Origin of the sequence: Anaeromyxobacter paludicola, from assembly GCF_023169965.1 — a bacterium.
In the GTDB taxonomy this organism is placed as follows: domain Bacteria; phylum Myxococcota; class Myxococcia; order Myxococcales; family Anaeromyxobacteraceae; genus Anaeromyxobacter_B; species Anaeromyxobacter_B paludicola.
In genome coordinates this window covers 354,586-371,718 of the sequence record NZ_AP025592.1, presented here as the reverse complement: position 1 = coordinate 371,718, position 17,133 = coordinate 354,586, and the positions used below count along the sequence as shown (strand labels likewise).

The window sequence follows — 17,133 nt, the reverse complement described above, 5'->3', positions numbered from 1 at the left end:
TTCTCGGGCTCCGGGGGTTCGGGGGCGCCGCGCCGGGCGGACCGTCCGGCTGCATCTTACAGGCCCGCGGCCGCGGCGACCCGCTCATCGCGCTCCCCCGGGGAGCGCGCGGCGGGCCTGGGAGAGGAGGAGCCACCCTCCCCCCGCCACCGCCACCGGCAGGAGGTGGACGAGGTGGTAGCCGAGGGCGAAGGCGAGGGCCGGCGCGTGCGCCACGCCGAGGCTCGCCAGCGCCAGGACCGCCGAGAGCTCGAAGGCGCCGGCGTTGCCGGGCGAGACCGAGGCCGCCGCCGAGAGCGTGGTGGCGAGCACGCAGAGCAGCGCCGTCTCCGGCGTGGTGGGGAGGTGGAAGGCCCGGAGCGCGAGGAGCGCGATGACGAGCTCCGCGCCCCAGCTGCCGAGGGCGAAGGCGGCGGAGCGGGCGAGCGCGGCCGGGGTCTCGGCCGCGAGCAGCCCGTGCCGCAGCCGCCCGACGAAGCCGGAGAGGCCGCCGTGCGAGGGCGCCCCCCGCCCCCGCGGCCGGAGCAGCCAGATCGCGAGCCCCCCCGCCGCGAGCGCCCCCAGCGCCCCCAGCGCCGCGTGGCTCGCCCAGCGCGGGAGCGGGGCGAGCAGCGGCGCCGCGACCAGCAGCGCGAGCAGGGTGACGCCGCCGACCAGGTGGTCGATGGCAGCGGTGCCGGCCAGCGCGGCCATGGAGGCGCCGCTGCGGCGGGCGAGCAGGTGGATCCGCACCACGTCGTTGGTGCGGGCCGGGAGCGCGAGCCCCACGGCGTAGCCGGCGTTGAGGCTGAGCCAGGCGTCCCGGTAGCGCACCCGCGGCGCCGCGGGCTGGACGAGGGCGCGCCAGCGGGCGGCCTGCAGCGCGATGGCGCCGAAGTTGCCGGCGGTGGCGAGGACGAGCGGCCAGACCTCCGCGCCCGAGAGCGCCCGCCGCAGCGCCGCCCGATCCACCCGCTCGAGCGCCAGGATCCCGAAGGCGAGGAGCACCAGCAGCCCGAGGAGCTGCACGGCGGGGCCGGCGAGGCGTCGGGGCGGTTCGGCGCGCTGGCGCTCGGCGGGGCTCGTGCTCAACGGGGTCTCCGGCGGTCGTGCGCGGGCGGGCAGCATCGCGCCGGAGCTGACCGGCCGCAAGCTCCGCGGGGCCCTACCCCCTCACGCCGATCGAGCGGTACAGCGCGAGCACCTCCCGCGCCACCACCGGCCAGGCGTACCGCTGGGCCGTCTGCCGTCCCCGCTCGCCCAGCGCCGCGCCCCGGGCCGGCTCGCGCGTCGCCCGCAGGATGGCCCGCGCCCAGGCGCGCTCGTCGTCGGGGTCCACCAGCTCCCCCTCGCGCCCCTGGCGCAGCACCTCGCGGTGGCCGTCCACGTCCGACGCGATCACCGGCTTGCCCGCCGCCATCGCCTCGAGGAGCGGCATGCCGAAGGTGGCGCTCCGGGTCGGGGCGCAGACCACGTCGGCGGTCGCGAACCAGTCCGGGCGCGCGTCGCCCACCTCGCCCGCGAAGACCACCTCCTCGCGGGCCTCGACCGGCACGAGCGCCTTGTAGCGCGGGAGGAGCGGCCCCTCCCCCAGCACGAGCAGCCGGCAGTCGAGCTGCGCGCGGAGGACCAGGAAGGCGGCGATCATCCGGTCGAGCCCGCCGCGCGGCTCGGGCCGCCCGGCGAACAGCACGTTCACCCGCCCGTCGTCGTACCGGCGGAGCCGCCGCCCGCGCGCGAAGCGCTCCAGGTCCACGCCGTTCGGGATGATGGCGAAGTCGGCGCGCAGCCGGCCGCGCAGGGCGGTGAGGCAGGCGCGCGAGACCGCGACGGCCGCGTCGAGCCGGTCGAGGTACCGCTGCAGCACCCCGCGCCCGAGCCGGAGCGGGAGCCAGGGCCGGAACTGCCCGTGGAAGGTGCCGACCACCGGCCCGGTGGCGTGGTGGAGCGCCAGCAGCGGCAGCACCGGCGTGAGCGGGCAGTGGACGTGGACCACGTCGAACCGCTCGCGGGCCAGCACCTCGCGCATCGCGCGGGAGGTGCCGAGCCCGGTCGAGACCCGCGTGAGGGCGCCGCCGTGGAGGAGCGGCCGCGAGGAGCCGAGCCGGATCACCTCCGGCCCGTCCTCCGGGGCGCAGCCGGCCGGGGCGCCGCCGGTCACGATCTTGACCGCGTGGCCGAGCCGCCGCGCCTCGCGAGCGAAGTGCCGGACGTGATCCACCACGCCCGAGCTCCCGGGGCCGTAGTGCTCGGTCACGATGCCGATCCGCACGGCCGGACCCTCACGCGCTCAGGAGTGGTTGGCGCGGCGGGGCGGCGCGAGCGGGATGACGCGCGCCTCGCGCCGGGGCGGGTGCAGCCGCCGGCCCACCGGCGCCCGCCGCCAGATCACCGGCAGGAGCGCCAGGAGCGCCCCGGCGAGCGCGAAGCCGCTCAGGCAGACGAGCCAGAGGCGGACCAGCGCGGCGCGCGCGAGCAGGGTCAGGCGGGACTGCGACGGGGCCGGCGCGTGGACCACGCTCAGCCTCGGGACGTTTCGGCTCGACGGAGAAACCTGGGACGGCACGAGCGGTCCACCTCCGGATCGAAGGTGGGCACGCGCGGCCGCGCTCGCCACGCGGGGGACGCCGGCGCGTTGACGGTCGTCAACCCGATCGACCTGCGACCGGAGAGGCAGGACCGCTCTGGCGCTCTAGCCCCAGAAGGGGTCTTCGCTCACGCGACAGGCCCCTCCCTTGCCTGTCAGCCACTCGGGGTCGTAGAGTCCCGGACTTCCACCCCTTTGGGCGCACCCCTCCGGAGTTCTCAAAAAAAAAGGAGCGTGAAGTGAAGCGTCTCAGGAAGAGCCTTTACCTGCAGGTGATCATCGCGGTGACCCTGGGCGCGCTCCTGGGCCACTTCTACCCGAACGCCGGCCAGCAGATGAAGCCGTTCGGGGATGGGTTCATCAAGCTGGTGAAGATGCTCATCGCCCCGATCGTGTTCTCCACGGTCGTCACGGGCATCGCCAAGATGGGCGATCTCAAGAAGGTGGGCCGCGTCGGCCTCAAGGGGATCGTCTACTTCGAGATCCTCACCACCATCGCGCTCGCCATCGGCCTCTTCGTCGGCAAGATCCTGCGGCCCGGCGCCGGCATGAACGTGAACGTGGCGACGCTCGACACCAAGGCGATCGCCAGCTACACGTCGCCCTCGGCCCACCTCAACACGGTGGACTTCGTCATGAACGTCATCCCGAAGGACGTCGCCGACGCCTTCGCCAAGGGTGACATCCTGCAGGTGCTCTTCTTCTCCATCCTCTTCGGCGTGGCCCTGGCCGGGATGAAGGAGGCGGGCGAGCCGGTGCTCCGGTTCATCGACGGCCTCTCCGGCATCCTCTTCAAGATCGTCGGCATCGTGATGCGCGTGGCGCCGGTCGGCGCGTTCGGCGCCATGGCCTTCACCATCGGCAAGTACGGCATCCACACGCTCCTCAGCCTCGCCAAGCTCATCGGGACCTTCTACACGACGAGCATCCTCTTCGTGTTCCTGGTGCTCGGCGTGGTGATGTGGTGGTCCGGCCTCTCCATCTTCAAGTTCCTCCGGTACATCAAGGAGGAGGTCTTCATCGTGCTCGGCACGTCCTCCTCCGAGTCGGCCCTGCCGCTCATGATGAACAAGATGGAGAAGCTCGGCTGCTCCAAGTCGGTGGTCGGCCTGGTCGTGCCGATGGGCTACAGCTTCAACCTCGACGGCACCTCCATCTACCTCACGCTCGCCACCCTCTTCATCGCGCAGGCCACCAACACCCAGGTCTCCACGGTCCAGGAGCTCGAGATCCTGGCGGTGCTGCTGCTCACCTCGAAGGGCGCGGCGGCGGTGACCGGCGGCGGCTTCATCACGCTCGCGGCGACCCTCTCGGCGGTCGGCAACATCCCGGTGGCCGGCCTCACGCTCCTCCTCGGCGTGGACCGCTTCATGTCGGAGGCGCGCGCCATCACGAACCTCATCGGCAACGGCGTGGCCTCGGTCGCGGTGTCGAAGTGGGAGGGCGAGCTCGACGTCACCCACGCGCGGCGGGTGCTCTCCGGCCTCGCGGCGGTGGACGGCGCGGCGGCGAACGACGGCCACGAGCTGGCCGCGGACCGGCCGGCGGCAAACTCCTAGCGGCGCTCCCCGCGGAGCGGCGCGACGAAGGCCGGCGGGCACCCCCGCCGGCCTTTTTTCATGGGGTGCGGCGTGGGCGCGGGCCGGGTAGTCTCCGCTCCCCATGAACGACCGCACCCTCGCCGAGCTCGGCTGGCCCGAGCTCACGGCCGCGCTGGCGGCCCGCTGCCGCCTGCCGGCCGGCGCCCGGCGCGCCGCCGCCCTGCCCTTCCAGCCCGACGCGGCCGCCGCCCGCGAGGCGCTGCTCCGGGTGGAGGAGGCGCGCGCCCTCGGGGAGGAGCGGTTCGCCCTGCCGCTCGGCAGCGTGGGCGCCGTCGAGGAGGCGCTCGACCGCGCGGCCCGCGGCGGCGTGCTCGAGCCCGCGGCCCTCCTCCTCGTGGCCGCGCTCGAGCGCGCGGCGGTCCGGACCCGGGCCACCCTGGCGCCCCGGGCGGCGGCCCGCCCGCGGCTCTGGGCCCTCGCCGAGGGGCTCTCGGAGCGCGCCGGGCTCGCCGACGCCATCGAGCGCGCCGTCGATCCGTCCGGCGCCATCTCCGACCGCGCCAGCCCCGCGCTCGAGTCGCTGCGGGAGCGGGTCCGGGGGCTGCACCGCGCCCTCAAGAACCGGGTGGAGGCGCTCCTCGCAGACGCGGAGATGGAGCGCAACCTGCGCGACAGCTACTTCACCATCCGCAACGACCGCTACGTCCTGCCGGTGCTGGCGAGCGCCCGCTCGCAGGTGCCCGGCATCGTCCACAACGCCTCGCAGTCGGGCCAGACCCTGTTCGTCGAGCCGCAGCCGATGGTGGAGATGGGCAACGAGCTCTCCATCGCCGCGGCGATGGCGGCCGAGGAGGAGCAGCGGATCCTGCGCGAGCTCTCGGAGCGGGCGGCGGGCCGCGCCGGCGCGCTCGGGGGCGACCTCGAGCGGCTGGCGGAGCTCGACCTGCTCGAGGCCTCGGCGCGGCTCGCCTCCGAGCTCGACGCGCACCCGCCGGAGATCGGGCCGGTGGCGGAGGGGTTCTCGCTCCTCTCGCTGCGCCACCCGCTCCTCGTCCTGCAGGGCAAGAAGGTGGTGGCGAGCGACGTGCGGCTCGAGCCGCCGCGCCGGGCCCTCGTGGTCTCGGGGCCCAACGGCGGCGGCAAGACCGTCTCCATCACCGCGGTCGGGCTCTCGGCCTGCATGGCGCGGGCGGGGCTGCCCATCGCGGCGGCGGCCGGCTCGCGCCTGCCCTTCTTCTACGAGGTCCGGGCCGCGGTGGACGAGAAGGGGGACCTCTCCCGCGACCTCTCCACCTTCACCGCCCACCTCACCGCGGTGCGCGAGATCATGGCCGGCGCGGGCGAGGGCTCGCTCGTGCTGGTGGACGAGATCGCGGCCGACACCGACCCCCGCGAGGGCGCCGCGCTGGCGGCGGCGATCCTGGAGGAGCTCGCGACGAAGGGGGCGCTGGTCCTCGTGACCACGCACCTCGACGAGCTCAAGGCGCTGGCGCTCTCCGACGCCCGCTACGGCAACGCCCGGGTCGGCTTCGACGCCGAGCGGCTCGTCCCCACCTACCAGCTCCACCTCGGCACCCCCGGGAGCTCGTCGGCGCTCGAGGTGGCCCGGCGCGTCGGCCTGCCCGAGCGGGTGGTGGAGCGGGCACGCGCCGCGCTCACCGGGCAGGGCGGCGCCCTCGGGGAGGCCCTGCGCTCCCTCGAGGAGGAGCGGGCCCGCATCGCCGCCGAGCGGAGCGCGCTCGAGCGCGCCCGGGCCCAGGCGGAGGCCTCCGCGAAGGCGGCCGCCGAGCGCGAGGCGGAGGCGCGGCGGGCGGAGCGCGAGGCCGCGGCGCGGGTGGCCCGGCAGATGGCGGAGGAGGTCGAGGCGGCGCGGCAGGTGGTGTCGGACCTCCTCGCCGAGGTCCAGGCGGCCCCGACGGTCCGCAAGGTGAGCGAGGCGGCGAAGCAGCTCGACGCCTGGGCCGCCACCATGGAGAAGGCGGAGAAGGTGGCCGCCGCGCAGGCGCGCAGCGTGCCGGAGGCCCTCCCCGCCTCGGAGATCCGGCCCGGGGCGCGGGTGCGGCTCGCCTCCCTCGGCGGCGAGGGCGAGGTGCTCGAGGTCCAGGGCGGCGAGGCGCTCGTGCAGGCCGGCCCGCTCAGGATCCGGCGGCCGCTCGCCGACCTCATCCCGCTCCGGGGCAAGGCCGCCTCGGCGAAGCTCGGGAAGAGCCGGGAGGAGAAGCTGGCCCGGGCCGAGGAGGCGCGCCCGGCGGGGCTGGCGCTCTCCGATCGGAGGCTCGACGTGCGCGGGATGCGCGTGGAGGAGCTGCTCCGCGCGGTGGAGCGGTTCCTGGACCGGCTCTACTCGGAGGGCGAGGCGGAGTGCCTCGTGCTGCACGGCCACGGTACCGGCGCGCTCAAGGCCTCGCTGCGGGAGCTGCTCTCGTCCTCGCCGTACGTGGCGGCGTTCCGCCCGGGCGATCGCCACGAGGGCGGCGACGCGGTGACGGTCATCTCCCTGAAGCGCTGAATCCGACGCGCGGCCGCGGCGCGCCATCACCCACCGAAGGTGTCCCCGCGTACCCGCCGGGGGCTGGGGCCGGCTATACCCAACCGGGCGCAAACGCTGCGGTTTCCCATGTATTCCTCACGAAACGTGTGGTAGAAGCCCTGCCAGCCCGCCGAGGGCTTACCCGCGCGTCCCCGCGCGCCATGTTGGGAGAAACCGCATGAAGAGAAGCCTGTCGCTGTTCGCAGCTGCACTGCTCTCGTCCACACCGTTCATCGCGCGCGCACAGCAGAAGGCCGAGGAGAAGCCGGCTGCTCCCGCCACGCCGCTGGTGACCATCACTCCGTACGGCTTCGTCCTCTTCAACTTCTTCGAGAACGCTGGCCAGTTCGCGAACCCGGACTTCGGGTTCAGAGCGACGAACAGCAACGCCACCACCAACTACGCCGCTCCCGCCGGAACCGGTCAGTTCCTCGGGAACGCCAGGCAGTCCCGCATCGGCTTCCGTATCGGAATGCCTGAGGCGCTCGGGGCGAAGCTGAACGGCGTCGTCGAGATGGACTTCCAGGGCGGCTTCCCCAACGGCACCTCCAACTCCGAGTGGTACCGCCCGGACCCCCGCCTCCGTCTGGCTTACGGTACCGCGACCTGGTCCACGCCGGTCGGCCCCGTGACCCTCCTCGCCGGCCAGGACTATGGCCTCGTCGCGCCGCTCTTCGCGACCAGCGTCGCGTACGTCGCGAACCCGCTGTTCTGGGGCGCCGGCAACCTGTACACCCGCTCGCCGCAGGTCAAGCTCTACGGTGAGCTCGGCAAGGACGTCTTCGGCGAATCGGCCGGCCTGACCTACGCCGTGGCCGTGCTCGATCCGCTCAGCCCGGACCAGGGCACCACGACCCTTGGGCCTGGCAACCGCTCCCGCATGCCGGCCCTCGAGGCCCGCGTGTCCGGCCTCTTCAAGGCCAACAACAAGACCGTGCTCGAGCTCGGCGTCTCCGGCCACTACAGCAAGGAGCGCTTCACGGTGAACCCCACGCCGGTCACGAACCCGTCCGGGAACGACAAGGACATCACCCGCTGGATCACCGCGGCCGACGTGCAGCTCTCCATCCCCTTCTCGCTGCCCGGCAACACCCAGCCGCTCGTGGCCTTCAAGGGCGAGGCCTTCGCCGGTGAAGACCTCAACATGTACTTCTCGAGCACCTTCTTCCCGACCGTCATCGGCACCACCGCGACGAACGGCAGCACGACGGACGCCAACGCCAAGCTGCAGGACTACAAGGCGGTCTACGAGCAGGGCATGTGGGGCCAGCTGACCATCACCCCGCACGACATGTTCCAGGTGATCGCCGGCGCCGGCATCGAGCAGCCGAAGTACTCCGACCTCGTCTACACGAGCGGCACGCTCAACGGCTACGCGGCCGGCGGCTCGACGCAGGTGCTCGGCAAGAACGTCCAGCTCGAGGGCGGCATCATCTTCAACGCCAGCAAGAACTGGAAGTTCTCGGTCGAGGTCCTCGACACCCGCTCGACGTACGTGCAGACGGTCGCCACCCCGGCCATCGCGGCCGTCGCGGCCAACCCCCAGACCGCCGACCCGGGCAAGCCGGCCGTCAAGGCCCAGGCCGCGGTTCCCACGACCACCGTCGAGCACCAGCAGTACTCGTTCAACACCCAGTTCAGCTTCTAGGCTGGGAAGGCTGACCCCGGCTCCGGCCGGCTCCGAGGCGCCCGCGGAAACGCGGGCGCCTCTTTTTTTGCCCGCCCGACACCAGACCTGCCCGGTGCTCGGCGCGCCGGCCTGCCGCCCCCGGACGCCCCCGGGCGGCCCACTCAGGGGCGCCCCCTTTCGAGGACGAGCTTTTCGGGTGCATTTCCGTAGGGTGAACTTCCCAGGAGGCTCGCCCCGCATGGTGAAGAGGCTCTCCGCGCCCCGTTCCCCTACCCTGCCCGCCGGGCCCCACCCCGGATGACGGTCTTCCTGCAGTCCCTCATCAGCGGCGTACTGGTGGGCGGCGTCTACGCCCTCATCGGCATCGGGCTCACCATCATCTTCGGCGTCATGCGCGTCATCAACTTCGCGCACGGCGACCTCCTGATGGTCGGGATGTACCTCACCTTCTTCGCCTTCACCCTGCTCGGGATCGACCCCTTCCTCTCGGTGCTGCTGGTCATGCCGGCCATGTTCCTGCTCGGGGCCGTGCTGCAGCGGGTCTTCATCAACCGGGTCCTCGACGCGTTGCCGCAGAACCAGATCCTGCTCACCATCGGGCTCGGCCTCGTCATGAGCAACACGGCGATGCTGCTCTTCACCTCCGACTACAAGATCCTGACCACCAGCTACTCCTCGGGCGCCTTCCAGCTCCTCGGCCTCTCCATCTCGAAGCCGCTCGGGATCTCGTTCGCCATCACCGCCGCCCTCACCGCCGCGCTCTACTGGTTCCTCATCCGGACCGACACCGGGCAGGCCATCCGCGCCACCGCGCAGGACCGGGAGGCCGCCCAGCTCATGGGGGTGAACGTGCGCCGGATGTCGGTCATCGCCACCGGGCTCGGCGCCGCGCTGGCCGGAACCGCCGGCGCGCTCATCTCGCCCACCTACTACATCTACCCGCAGGTGGGCGGCGCCTTCACCCTCAAGGCGTTCGTCATCGTGGTGCTGGGCGGGATGGGGAGCGTCATCGGCGCGACCCTCGGGGGCATCGTCATCGGGGCGACGGAGTCGCTCGCCGCCGTCTACATCTCCTCGGGGCTGAAGGAGCTCGTGGTCTACGTGCTCTTCCTCCTCGTGCTCCTCTTCAAGCCGGCCGGTCTCCTCGGCAAGTCGAGGATGTGATGGACGCCACCCCCTCCAGCCCCGGCCGCGCCGTCTCCGCCCCGGCCCTCGTCGCCTGGCTCCTGGTCCTCGCCGGGCTGGTCGCCCTCCCGCGCTTCCTCGACAGCCCCTACGCGCTGCACATGATGGTGCTCCTCTTCCTCTCGATCATCATGGGGGAGGCCTGGAACGTGCTCGGCGGCTACACCGGCCAGTACTCGGTGGGCCACGCCGCCTACTTCGGCGCGGGCGCCTACACCACGATGATGCTGATGCAGTTCAAGCAGGTGCCGCCCTGGTACGGCGTCTTCGCCGGGATCGCCGTCGCGCTCCTGCTGGCGCTCGTCATCGGCAGCATCACCTTCCGGCTCCGGGGCCCCTACTTCGTGCTCGCCTCGATCGCGATGGCCGAGATCCTCCGGCTCATCGTGCTCAACTGGAAGGACGCCACCAACGGCGCCGAGGGCATCCTCGCCACCGAGGTGCCGCCGCTCAAGGTGGGCTCGTACCTCGTGACCGACTTCTCCACCAAGGTGCCCTTCTACTACGGCGGGCTCGCGCTCGCGGTGGCGGTCATCCTGGTGAACTGGGCGGTGCAGGGCTCCAAGCTCGGCTACTACTTCCAGGCCATCCGCGAGGACCAGGACGCCGCCCACTCGCTCGGGATCCACCTCTCCCTCTACAAGAACGTCGCCCTCGCCATCTCGGCGGTCTTCACCGCCTGGGCCGGCGCCTACTACGCGGTCTACGTGGGCTTCATCGACCCGGCCGCCGCGCTCGGCATCGACGTCTCGGTGCAGATCGTGCTCATCTGCATCATCGGCGGGATCGGGACCATCCTCGGGCCGATGGTCGGCTCGCTGGTGCTGGTGCCGCTCTCGGAGGCGCTGCGGTCCAACCTGATCGCGGAGGGGCTCTTCCGGATCGGGCTGGTCTCCGAGTCGTCGCCGACCGGGCAGTTCCTCCGCGAGAACCTGGCCCACGCCCACGCGCTCATCTACGGCGTGCTGGTGGTGGTGGTGATCCTCTTCATGCCCGACGGGGTGCTCGGGTTCGTGCGCCACGCGCTGGCGCGCCGGAGGGCGGCGTGAGCGCGCCCCTGCTCGAGATCCGGCACGTGAGCCGGTTCTTCGGCGGCCTCGCCGCCAACTCCGACGTCTCCTTCTCGGTGGAGCAGGGGGCGATCCTGGGGCTCATCGGGCCGAACGGCGCCGGGAAGACCACCCTCTTCAACTGCATCACCGGCTTCTACCCGCCGTCGCGCGGCGAGGTGGTGTTCAAGGGGCGCGTCATCAACGGCCTGCCGCCGGACAAGGTCTGCCACCTGGGCATGGCGCGCACCTGGCAGAAGGTGCGGCCGCTCGCGAAGCTCTCGGTGCTCGACAACGTCATGGTCGGCGCGCTCGCCCGGACGAACCGGCTCGCGGTGGCGCGCGAGCGGGCCATGGAGCAGCTCGAGGTGGTGAAGCTCGCGCACAAGGCGCGCTTCAAGGCGGGCGGGCTCCCCATCGGCGAGCGCAAGAAGCTCGAGGTGGCGCGCGTCCTCGCCACCGGGCCGGAGCTGGTGCTGCTCGACGAGGTGATGGGCGGGCTCAACCCGGCCGAGAGCGAGGAGATCATCCTGCTCATCCTCGAGCTCAAGCGGCGCGGCCTGACGCAGATGGTGATCGAGCACGACATGAAGGCCATCATGCGGATCTCCGACCGGGTGGTGGTGCTCAACTCCGGGGAGAAGCTGGCGGAGGGGCTGCCCCGCGAGGTGGTGGAGAACCGGGAGGTGGTGGCCGCCTACCTGGGAGACGCCCCGTGAGCGCGCTGCTCGAGATCTCGAAGCTGTCGTTCAGCTACGGCGACCTGCGCGTGCTCTGGGACGTGGACCTCGAGGTGCGCCAGGGCGAGATCGTGACCGTCGTCGGCTCCAACGGCGCCGGGAAGTCCACCACCCTCAAGAACGTGTCGCGCCTGGTCCGCCCCGGCGCGGGGACGCTCCGCTTCGCCGGCGAGGACCTCACCCGGCTGGCGTCGCACGAGGTCGTCGCCCGCGGCGTCATCCAGGTGCCGGAGGGGCGCAAGATCTTCCCGGAGATGACCGTCCTCGAGAACCTCCGGATGGGCTCCTACCCCCGGAACACCCGCGCCGACCGGGAGCGGAACCTCGAGCGGGCCTTCACGCTCTTCCCGCGGCTCAAGGAGCGCGAGAGGCAGCTCGGCGGGACCATGTCCGGGGGCGAGCAGCAGATGCTCGCCATCGCCCGCGGCCTGATGGGCAACCCGCGGCTGCTGCTGCTGGACGAGCCCTCGCTGGGCCTTTCGCCGCTGTTCGTCAAGAACATCTTCGACATCATCACCGAGATCAACCGCCAGGGCGTGACCATCCTGCTGGTGGAGCAGAACGTGTTCCAGTCGCTGCGAATCTCGCATCGAGCGTACGTCCTGGAGACCGGCCGGGTGGTAATGTCGGGCCCGGGCGAAGAGCTCCTCGGCAACGAGCACGTGAAGAAGGCCTACCTCGGGATCTGAAATGGAAAAGACCTCCGTCGGACGCTGGATGACCAGGAACCCCGTGACCATCGAGACCGACGCCTCGATCGTCGAGGCGGTCCACCTCCTCAAGGAGAAGAACATCCGCCGCTTGCCGGTGATGAAGGGCGGCAAGGTGGCCGGCGTGGTGACCGAGAAGATGCTGCTCTCGTACATGCCGAGCAAGGCGACCTCCCTCGATCACTGGGAGGTGCAGTACCTGCTCGGCAAGACGCCGGTCTCCGAGGCGATGAACCCGAGCCCGCACACGGTGAAGGCCGAGACCGACATCACCGAGGCGGCGCGCCTCCTGCACGACCGCAAGCTGAACGGCGTGCTGGTGGTGGACGAGGCCGGAGGGCTGGTCGGCATCTTCACCACCACCAACGCCCTCGAGGCGCTGGTGGCGTTCGCGCAGGAGTGCCAGGCGGGGCGGTGAGGCCGGCCGGCGCGGTCCAAGCCGGGGCGTCGCGGGCCGTGAGCCCGCCTCCCCGGCCCCGCGCTCACCCCGTGTAGAAGAGCCGGCCCGCCACCACGACGCCGAACGAGATCACCACCACCCGCATGACCCGGGCCGGCATGCGCTGGGCGAGGTGCGCCCCGGCGTAGCCGCCGACGATGGAGGTCACGGCCATGAGCCCGGCCTGCGGCAGCGCCGCCGCGCCCATCCCGAGGAAGTAGAGCGCGGCGATCCCGTTGATGAGGCAGGAGAAGAGCACCTTGAGCGCGTTGGCGTGCTGCATGGTGTCCGGCAGGAAGATGGCCATGCCGGCCAGCATCAGGATGCCGATCCCGGCGCCGAAGTAGCCGCCGTAGATGGCGATGAGGAGCTGGCTCACCCAGAGGCTGGCCGGGACGGCGGTGGCGCCGCTCGCCTGCCGCCCCTTGATCCACCGCGCGATGGGGCCCTGGAGCGACAGCAGGCCGCAAGCGAAGAGGATGAGCCAGGGGACCACCGCGCGGAAGGCCTTCTCGGGCGTGTGCAAGAGGAGCCACGAGCCGGCGAGCCCCCCCGCGAGGGAAGGCAGCGACAGCACCCAGGCCCGGCGCCGCTCCTCGCCGATGTGCCGCTTGTAGGCGTACACGCTCGAGAGCGTCCCCGGCCAGAGGGCCAGGGTGTTGGTGGCGTTGGCCATCACCGGGCTCATGCCGGTGAGGAGCAGGGTCGGGAAGCTCAGCAGGGAGCCCCCGCCCGCGATGGCGTTGATGACCCCGGCCACGAACCCCGCCAGGGCGAGGAGCGGCCAGAGGTGGGCGTCGGAAGCTCCGAGGAGCGGTGGGGCCATCGGCGACCTTTCGTTCCGCGGCCGTCCCCCACCGCCGCGCGCCGCCAATTTACCGTGGGTGCGCCGGGACCGCCAACCCATCTGGTTGGGCTCACGCTCCGGCAATGTTGGTACCCTTGCGGCTCGCCCGGATCCACCCCCTAGCAAGGAGAACCCGCGATGAGACAGCTCCTGGCCGCCTTCACCCTCCTCGGCATCGCCGGCTGCGCCGGCGGCATGAGGCAAGGCGCCAACCCGCCTCCGGCGCCCGCCACCATCTGCATGCCTTGCGGGAATCCCTGCCAGTATCCCTGCCAGCCCAGCCAGCCGGTCGCCGCCGCCCCCGCGCCGGCTCCGACGCCGACCCCCACGCCGCCTCCGCCGCCTCCTCCTCCGCCCGCGCCCGAGCCGGCCGCCGCGGCGAGCTTCGACCCGGCCCCGGGCCACTTCACCGGCGCCCAGCAGGTGACGATCACCAGCGCCACGCCCGGCGCGGTCATCCACTACACCACGGACGGCAGCGCCCCGACGGCGGACTCCCCGGTCTACACCGGCCCCATCACCGTCTCGAAGGACACCACCGTCCGCGCCATCGCCATCGCGCCCGGCGCGCCGCCGAGCGCCGAGTCCACGGCCGCCTACACCATCGCGCCGCCCGCGCCGCCCCCGCGCGTCTCCGTCACCGAGAAGAAGCTCGAGCTGACCGAGAAGGTGTTCTTCGACACCGGCAAGACCCGCATCAAGACCCAGTCGCACGCGCTGCTCGACGAGGTTGCGACGGTGCTGAAGCAGCACCCCGAGGTGAAGCACGTGGTGGTGGAGGGCCACACCGACGACGTGGGCGGCGCCGCGAGCAACCTGAAGCTCTCGAAGGGCCGCGCCGAGGCCGTGCGGGCCTACCTCGTGAAGAAGGGCGTCGAGGCGAGCCGGCTCAGCGCCAAGGGCTTCGGTGAGACCCGCCCGGTGGCCGACAACAAGACGCCGGCCGGCCGCGACGCGAACCGGCGCGTCGAGTTCGTCATCCCGCAGTGATCGCGCGCGAGGTCGGGCCGCCGCCCCCGTGGCGGTGGCCCGACCTCGCGTCGCTCCAGTCCTCGGGGCGCGGCCGGTCGACGGCCGCTAGGATCCGCCCATGAAGCTCGCGACCGACGATCGCGGCGAGATCATCCACTTCGCCGGCTTCCACGCGCTCTCCCCGGCGCTGGCGGACGGCCGCCCCGCCCTCACCTCGGGCGGGGATCCGGCCGCGACCCGCTGCGGCTGGGAGCCGTTCTTCCGCGCCATGGGCGAGCAGCAGCTGGCGCTGGTGCTCGACGACGCCGACCCGGCCGCCTCGTCGTTCCAGCCGGCCGCCCAGGTCCTCTGGGCTCGCCCCGAGGCGGCTCCGGGTCACTCCGCGCTCGAGCACGCGCTGCGCTTCCTGGAGGCGCTGCGGCCCCCGGGCAAGCGCGAGCACTGACCCCGGCGCCTCAGCGCCCCCGACCACCCTTCCTGCCGCGCGGCTTGCCCCCGCCGGCGCGGGCGCCCTTCTTCCCGGGGCGGCCCTCGTCGCGCTTCCCGTGCCGGGCGGCCTTGCCGCCGGCCCGCGGCACCTCGAGCCGCTCCCGCCGGCCGCCCTTCCCTCCGCCCCGGCCGCCCCGCTCGCGCGGCACGCCCCGGAACACCTCGCCGCCCTCCACCAGGCCGAGGTCGATCTGGCGCCGGAGCGGGCTCGCGGCGAGCACCTCGATCTCGAGCTCGTCGCCCACCCGGAAGGCGCGGCCGGTGCCCGGCTGGACCAGGGCGTGCTGCTCCGGGTCGAACTGGAACCCCTCGCCGAGGTCCTCCACCTTCACGAGCCCCTCGACCAGCCACTCGCCGATCTCCACGAACAGGCCGAACTCGACCACGCTCGCGACCACGCCCGGGAAGCGCTGCCCGACCTTGTCCTTCATGAAGAGCGCCGCGTAGAACGAGGCGATCTCGCGCTCCGCCTGCATGGCCGCGCGCTCGCGCTCGCTCGCGAGGGCCGCCATGCGCTCGAGCTCGGCCGGGCTGGTGCGCCCGAAGACGCGCCCGCCCCGCCGCGCCTTCCCGCGCGGCGCCTCGCCCTCGGCCGCCTCCACCGGGGCCGCCCACTCCTCGCGCAGGAGCCGGTGCACCACGAGGTCGGGGTAGCGCCGGATGGGCGAGGTGAAGTGGAGGTAGTGCTCGGCGGCGAGCCCGTAGTGGCCGATGTTCTCCGGGCTGTAGATGGCCTGCATCATCGAGCGGAGCAGGAGCTGGTTCAGCGCCCGCTGCTGCGGGTGGCCCTCGAAGCGGGCCAGCAGCGCGTTGAGCGCCTTGGGCGTGAGCGCCGCCTCGTCGGCCGGCACCTCGAAGCCGTGCGTGCGGGCGAGGTCGAGGAAGGCGGCGAGCTTCTCCTCGTCGGGCTCGCCGTGGACCCGGTAGATGGTCGGCACCGAGCGGCTGCCGAAGTGGCGCGCCACCGCCTCGTTGGCGGCCAGCATGAACTCCTCGACGATCCGGTGCGCCCGGTTGCGCGGCCGGCGCTCGATCCCGAGCACGTCGCCCGCCGCGTCGAGCACCACCTTGGCCTCGGGCAGGTCGAAGTCGATGGAGCCGCGGTGCTGCCGCAGCCCGGTGAGCTTCTCCTGCAGCTCGGCCATGAGCTCGAAGTCCTGCCGCAGGAACTCGCGCCGCGGCACCTTCTCGCCGGCGAGCATGCGGGCGACGTCGGTGTAGGTGCAGCGGGCGGCGCTGCGCATCACCGCCTCGTAGATCTCGGCGGAGACCGGCCGGCCCTGGGCGTCGAGCGTCATGTCGGCGACCATGCAGAGCCGGTCCACCTCGGGGTTGAGGGAGCAGATGCCGTTCGAGAGCTTCTCCGGCAGCATCGGCAGGACCTGCATCGGGAAGTAGACGCTGGTCCCCCGCCGGAGCGCCTCGGCGTCGAGCGCGCTGCCGCGCCGCACGTAGTGGGAGACGTCGGCGATGGCGACCGTCAGCCGGTAGCCCTTGCGGCCGGGGAGCCGCTCCACGTGGACCGCGTCGTCGAAGTCCCGCGCGTCCTCCCCGTCGATGGTGACGAGCCGCATCGCGGTGAGATCGCGGCGGCCGCGCCGGTCCTCGGGCGTGACCTCGTCGGGGATGGCCTGCGCCTCGATGCGGACCTCCGGCGGAAAGAGGTCGGAGAAGCCCTTGGCGTAGGCGACCTTGAGCACCTCCACCTTCGGATCCCCGGGGCGGCCCACCCGCTCCACCACCTCCCCCTCGAGTGCCCGCGACTCCGGGTCCAGGGCCACCTTCACCACCTCGCCGTCCACGGCGAGCCGCGAGCGGGGCACCGGGACCGGCCCCTCCAGCTGCTCGTCCGACGGGAGCACGAAGCTCGAGGCGCCGCGGTCGTGGTAGGTGCCGATGATGGTGCGGCGGCGCCGCTCCACCACCTCGAGGATGCGCCCCATGGTGCGGCCGTCGCGGCCCGGCACGATGTCGATGCGGACGAGGTCGCCGTCGAGCGCCTTCTCGGCCTCGGGCGGCGGCACGAACACGTCCTCCCCTGCCCGATCGACGCGGGCCACGAAGCCGTAGCCGTCGCGGTGGCGGGTGAGCGTGCCGAGGAGGCCGGCGCCGCGGGAGAGGGCCGCCGGGGGCCGCGCCCGCCGCTCCGGCTCCGCCGCCGGGCGCGAAGGCCGGCCGCCGCCGGACCTGGGCCCGGCCGCGGGCTTCTCGGCCCCCCGCAGCCAGAACCGCTTGCCCGCGCGGAGCACCAGCCCCTCCCGCGTCAGGTCGCGCAGCACCCGCTTCACCTCGGTGCGCTCGCCCGGGTGGATGCGGGCCTTCTGCATCAGCTCGCCGATGGAGGCGGGCTGGCCGGCGCCCTCGCGCAGCTGGGCGACGAGCCGCTCGCGGCGGCGGTCGGCGAGATCCTTGTCTGGCATGGCGGGAGTGTAGCC

General features: G+C 72.9%; 15 protein-coding genes. 10 read left to right on the top strand and 5 right to left on the bottom strand.

The window, feature by feature from the left end; translation table 11 throughout:
* Nucleotides 1–84 precede the first annotated feature (84 nt).
* From AMPC_RS01715 to AMPC_RS01705, 3 genes are all read right to left on the bottom strand, one after another.
* Complete coding sequence (locus tag AMPC_RS01715) at nt 85–1,071, bottom strand: lysylphosphatidylglycerol synthase transmembrane domain-containing protein (protein WP_248343823.1); 987 nt, start codon at nt 1,069–1,071, stop codon at nt 85–87.
* A 73-nt stretch (nt 1,072–1,144) separates the two neighbouring features.
* The gene (locus AMPC_RS01710; RefSeq protein WP_248343822.1) at nt 1,145–2,251 is read right to left on the bottom strand and encodes a glycosyltransferase family 4 protein; all 1,107 of its coding nucleotides are present in this window, start codon (nt 2,249–2,251) and stop codon (nt 1,145–1,147) included.
* Nucleotides 2,252–2,269: 18 nt separating this feature from the next.
* Nucleotides 2,270–2,497: a hypothetical protein gene (locus tag AMPC_RS01705; RefSeq protein ID WP_248343821.1), complete on the bottom strand. Its 228-nt coding sequence runs from the start codon at nt 2,495–2,497 to the stop codon at nt 2,270–2,272.
* 308 nt (nt 2,498–2,805) lie between these two features.
* Between AMPC_RS01705 and AMPC_RS01700 the strand changes: the two genes are divergently transcribed.
* The 8 genes from AMPC_RS01700 to AMPC_RS01665 all read left to right on the top strand — a co-directional run bounded on the left by AMPC_RS01700 (nt 2,806) and on the right by AMPC_RS01665 (nt 12,369).
* Nucleotides 2,806–4,125: a dicarboxylate/amino acid:cation symporter gene (locus AMPC_RS01700; protein WP_248343820.1), complete on the top strand. Its 1,320-nt coding sequence runs from the start codon at nt 2,806–2,808 to the stop codon at nt 4,123–4,125.
* A gap of 103 nt (nt 4,126–4,228) precedes the next feature.
* The gene (locus AMPC_RS01695; RefSeq protein ID WP_248343819.1) at nt 4,229–6,616 is read left to right on the top strand and encodes an endonuclease MutS2; all 2,388 of its coding nucleotides are present in this window, start codon (nt 4,229–4,231) and stop codon (nt 6,614–6,616) included.
* A 199-nt stretch (nt 6,617–6,815) separates the two neighbouring features.
* Nucleotides 6,816–8,285, top strand: a complete 1,470-nt coding sequence (locus AMPC_RS01690) for a hypothetical protein (RefSeq protein ID WP_248343818.1) — start codon at nt 6,816–6,818, stop codon at nt 8,283–8,285.
* 279 nt (nt 8,286–8,564) lie between these two features.
* Nucleotides 8,565–9,431 (top strand): branched-chain amino acid ABC transporter permease, encoded by an 867-nt coding sequence (locus AMPC_RS01685; RefSeq protein ID WP_248343817.1) that lies wholly within the window; start codon nt 8,565–8,567, stop codon nt 9,429–9,431.
* Complete coding sequence (locus tag AMPC_RS01680) at nt 9,431–10,501, top strand: branched-chain amino acid ABC transporter permease (RefSeq protein ID WP_248343816.1); 1,071 nt, start codon at nt 9,431–9,433, stop codon at nt 10,499–10,501. The genes AMPC_RS01685 and AMPC_RS01680 overlap by 1 nt, the downstream gene beginning before the upstream one ends.
* The gene (locus AMPC_RS01675; RefSeq protein WP_248343815.1) at nt 10,498–11,220 is read left to right on the top strand and encodes an ABC transporter ATP-binding protein; all 723 of its coding nucleotides are present in this window, start codon (nt 10,498–10,500) and stop codon (nt 11,218–11,220) included. The genes AMPC_RS01680 and AMPC_RS01675 overlap by 4 nt, the downstream gene beginning before the upstream one ends.
* A gap of 5 nt (nt 11,221–11,225) precedes the next feature.
* Nucleotides 11,226–11,930 carry an ABC transporter ATP-binding protein gene (locus tag AMPC_RS01670; RefSeq protein ID WP_404800661.1) on the top strand — a complete coding sequence of 235 codons (705 nt, stop codon included), beginning with the start codon at nt 11,226–11,228 and terminating at the stop codon, nt 11,928–11,930.
* Between the two features lie 28 nt (nt 11,931–11,958).
* Nucleotides 11,959–12,369: a CBS domain-containing protein gene (locus AMPC_RS01665; protein WP_248343813.1), complete on the top strand. Its 411-nt coding sequence runs from the start codon at nt 11,959–11,961 to the stop codon at nt 12,367–12,369.
* A 64-nt stretch (nt 12,370–12,433) separates the two neighbouring features.
* Here the strand turns inward: AMPC_RS01665 and AMPC_RS01660 are convergent, their stop codons facing one another.
* Entirely contained in the window at nt 12,434–13,216 is a 783-nt protein-coding gene (locus AMPC_RS01660) for a sulfite exporter TauE/SafE family protein (protein WP_248343812.1), read from the bottom strand.
* Between the two features lie 159 nt (nt 13,217–13,375).
* Between AMPC_RS01660 and AMPC_RS01655 the strand changes: the two genes are divergently transcribed.
* Nucleotides 13,376–14,227, top strand: a complete 852-nt coding sequence (locus AMPC_RS01655) for an OmpA family protein (RefSeq protein ID WP_248343811.1) — start codon at nt 13,376–13,378, stop codon at nt 14,225–14,227.
* A 100-nt stretch (nt 14,228–14,327) separates the two neighbouring features.
* Nucleotides 14,328–14,654, top strand: a complete 327-nt coding sequence (locus AMPC_RS01650) for a hypothetical protein (protein ID WP_248343810.1) — start codon at nt 14,328–14,330, stop codon at nt 14,652–14,654.
* Between the two features lie 10 nt (nt 14,655–14,664).
* Here AMPC_RS01650 and rnr read toward each other — a convergent pair whose 3' ends face one another.
* A complete protein-coding gene (gene rnr, locus AMPC_RS01645; RefSeq protein WP_248343809.1) occupies nt 14,665–17,118 on the bottom strand; it encodes a ribonuclease R in 2,454 nt (817 codons plus the stop codon).
* Nucleotides 17,119–17,133 lie beyond the last annotated feature (15 nt).

Excerpts from the sequence above, each read along its gene's own strand:
- AMPC_RS01665 (WP_248343813.1), top strand. The coding sequence starts at position 11,959 with ATGACCAGGAACCCCGTGACCATCGAGACCGACGCCTCGATCGTCGAG.
- AMPC_RS01685 (WP_248343817.1), top strand. The coding sequence starts at position 8,565 with ATGACGGTCTTCCTGCAGTCCCTCATCAGCGGCGTACTGGTGGGCGGC.
- AMPC_RS01690 (WP_248343818.1), top strand. The coding sequence starts at position 6,816 with ATGAAGAGAAGCCTGTCGCTGTTCGCAGCTGCACTGCTCTCGTCCACA.
- rnr (WP_248343809.1), bottom strand. The coding sequence starts at position 17,118 with ATGCCAGACAAGGATCTCGCCGACCGCCGCCGCGAGCGGCTCGTCGCC.
- AMPC_RS01680 (WP_248343816.1), top strand. The coding sequence starts at position 9,431 with ATGGACGCCACCCCCTCCAGCCCCGGCCGCGCCGTCTCCGCCCCGGCC.
- AMPC_RS01695 (WP_248343819.1), top strand. The coding sequence starts at position 4,229 with ATGAACGACCGCACCCTCGCCGAGCTCGGCTGGCCCGAGCTCACGGCC.
- AMPC_RS01660 (WP_248343812.1), bottom strand. The coding sequence starts at position 13,216 with ATGGCCCCACCGCTCCTCGGAGCTTCCGACGCCCACCTCTGGCCGCTC.
- AMPC_RS01655 (WP_248343811.1), top strand. The coding sequence starts at position 13,376 with ATGAGACAGCTCCTGGCCGCCTTCACCCTCCTCGGCATCGCCGGCTGC.
- AMPC_RS01650 (WP_248343810.1), top strand. The coding sequence starts at position 14,328 with ATGAAGCTCGCGACCGACGATCGCGGCGAGATCATCCACTTCGCCGGC.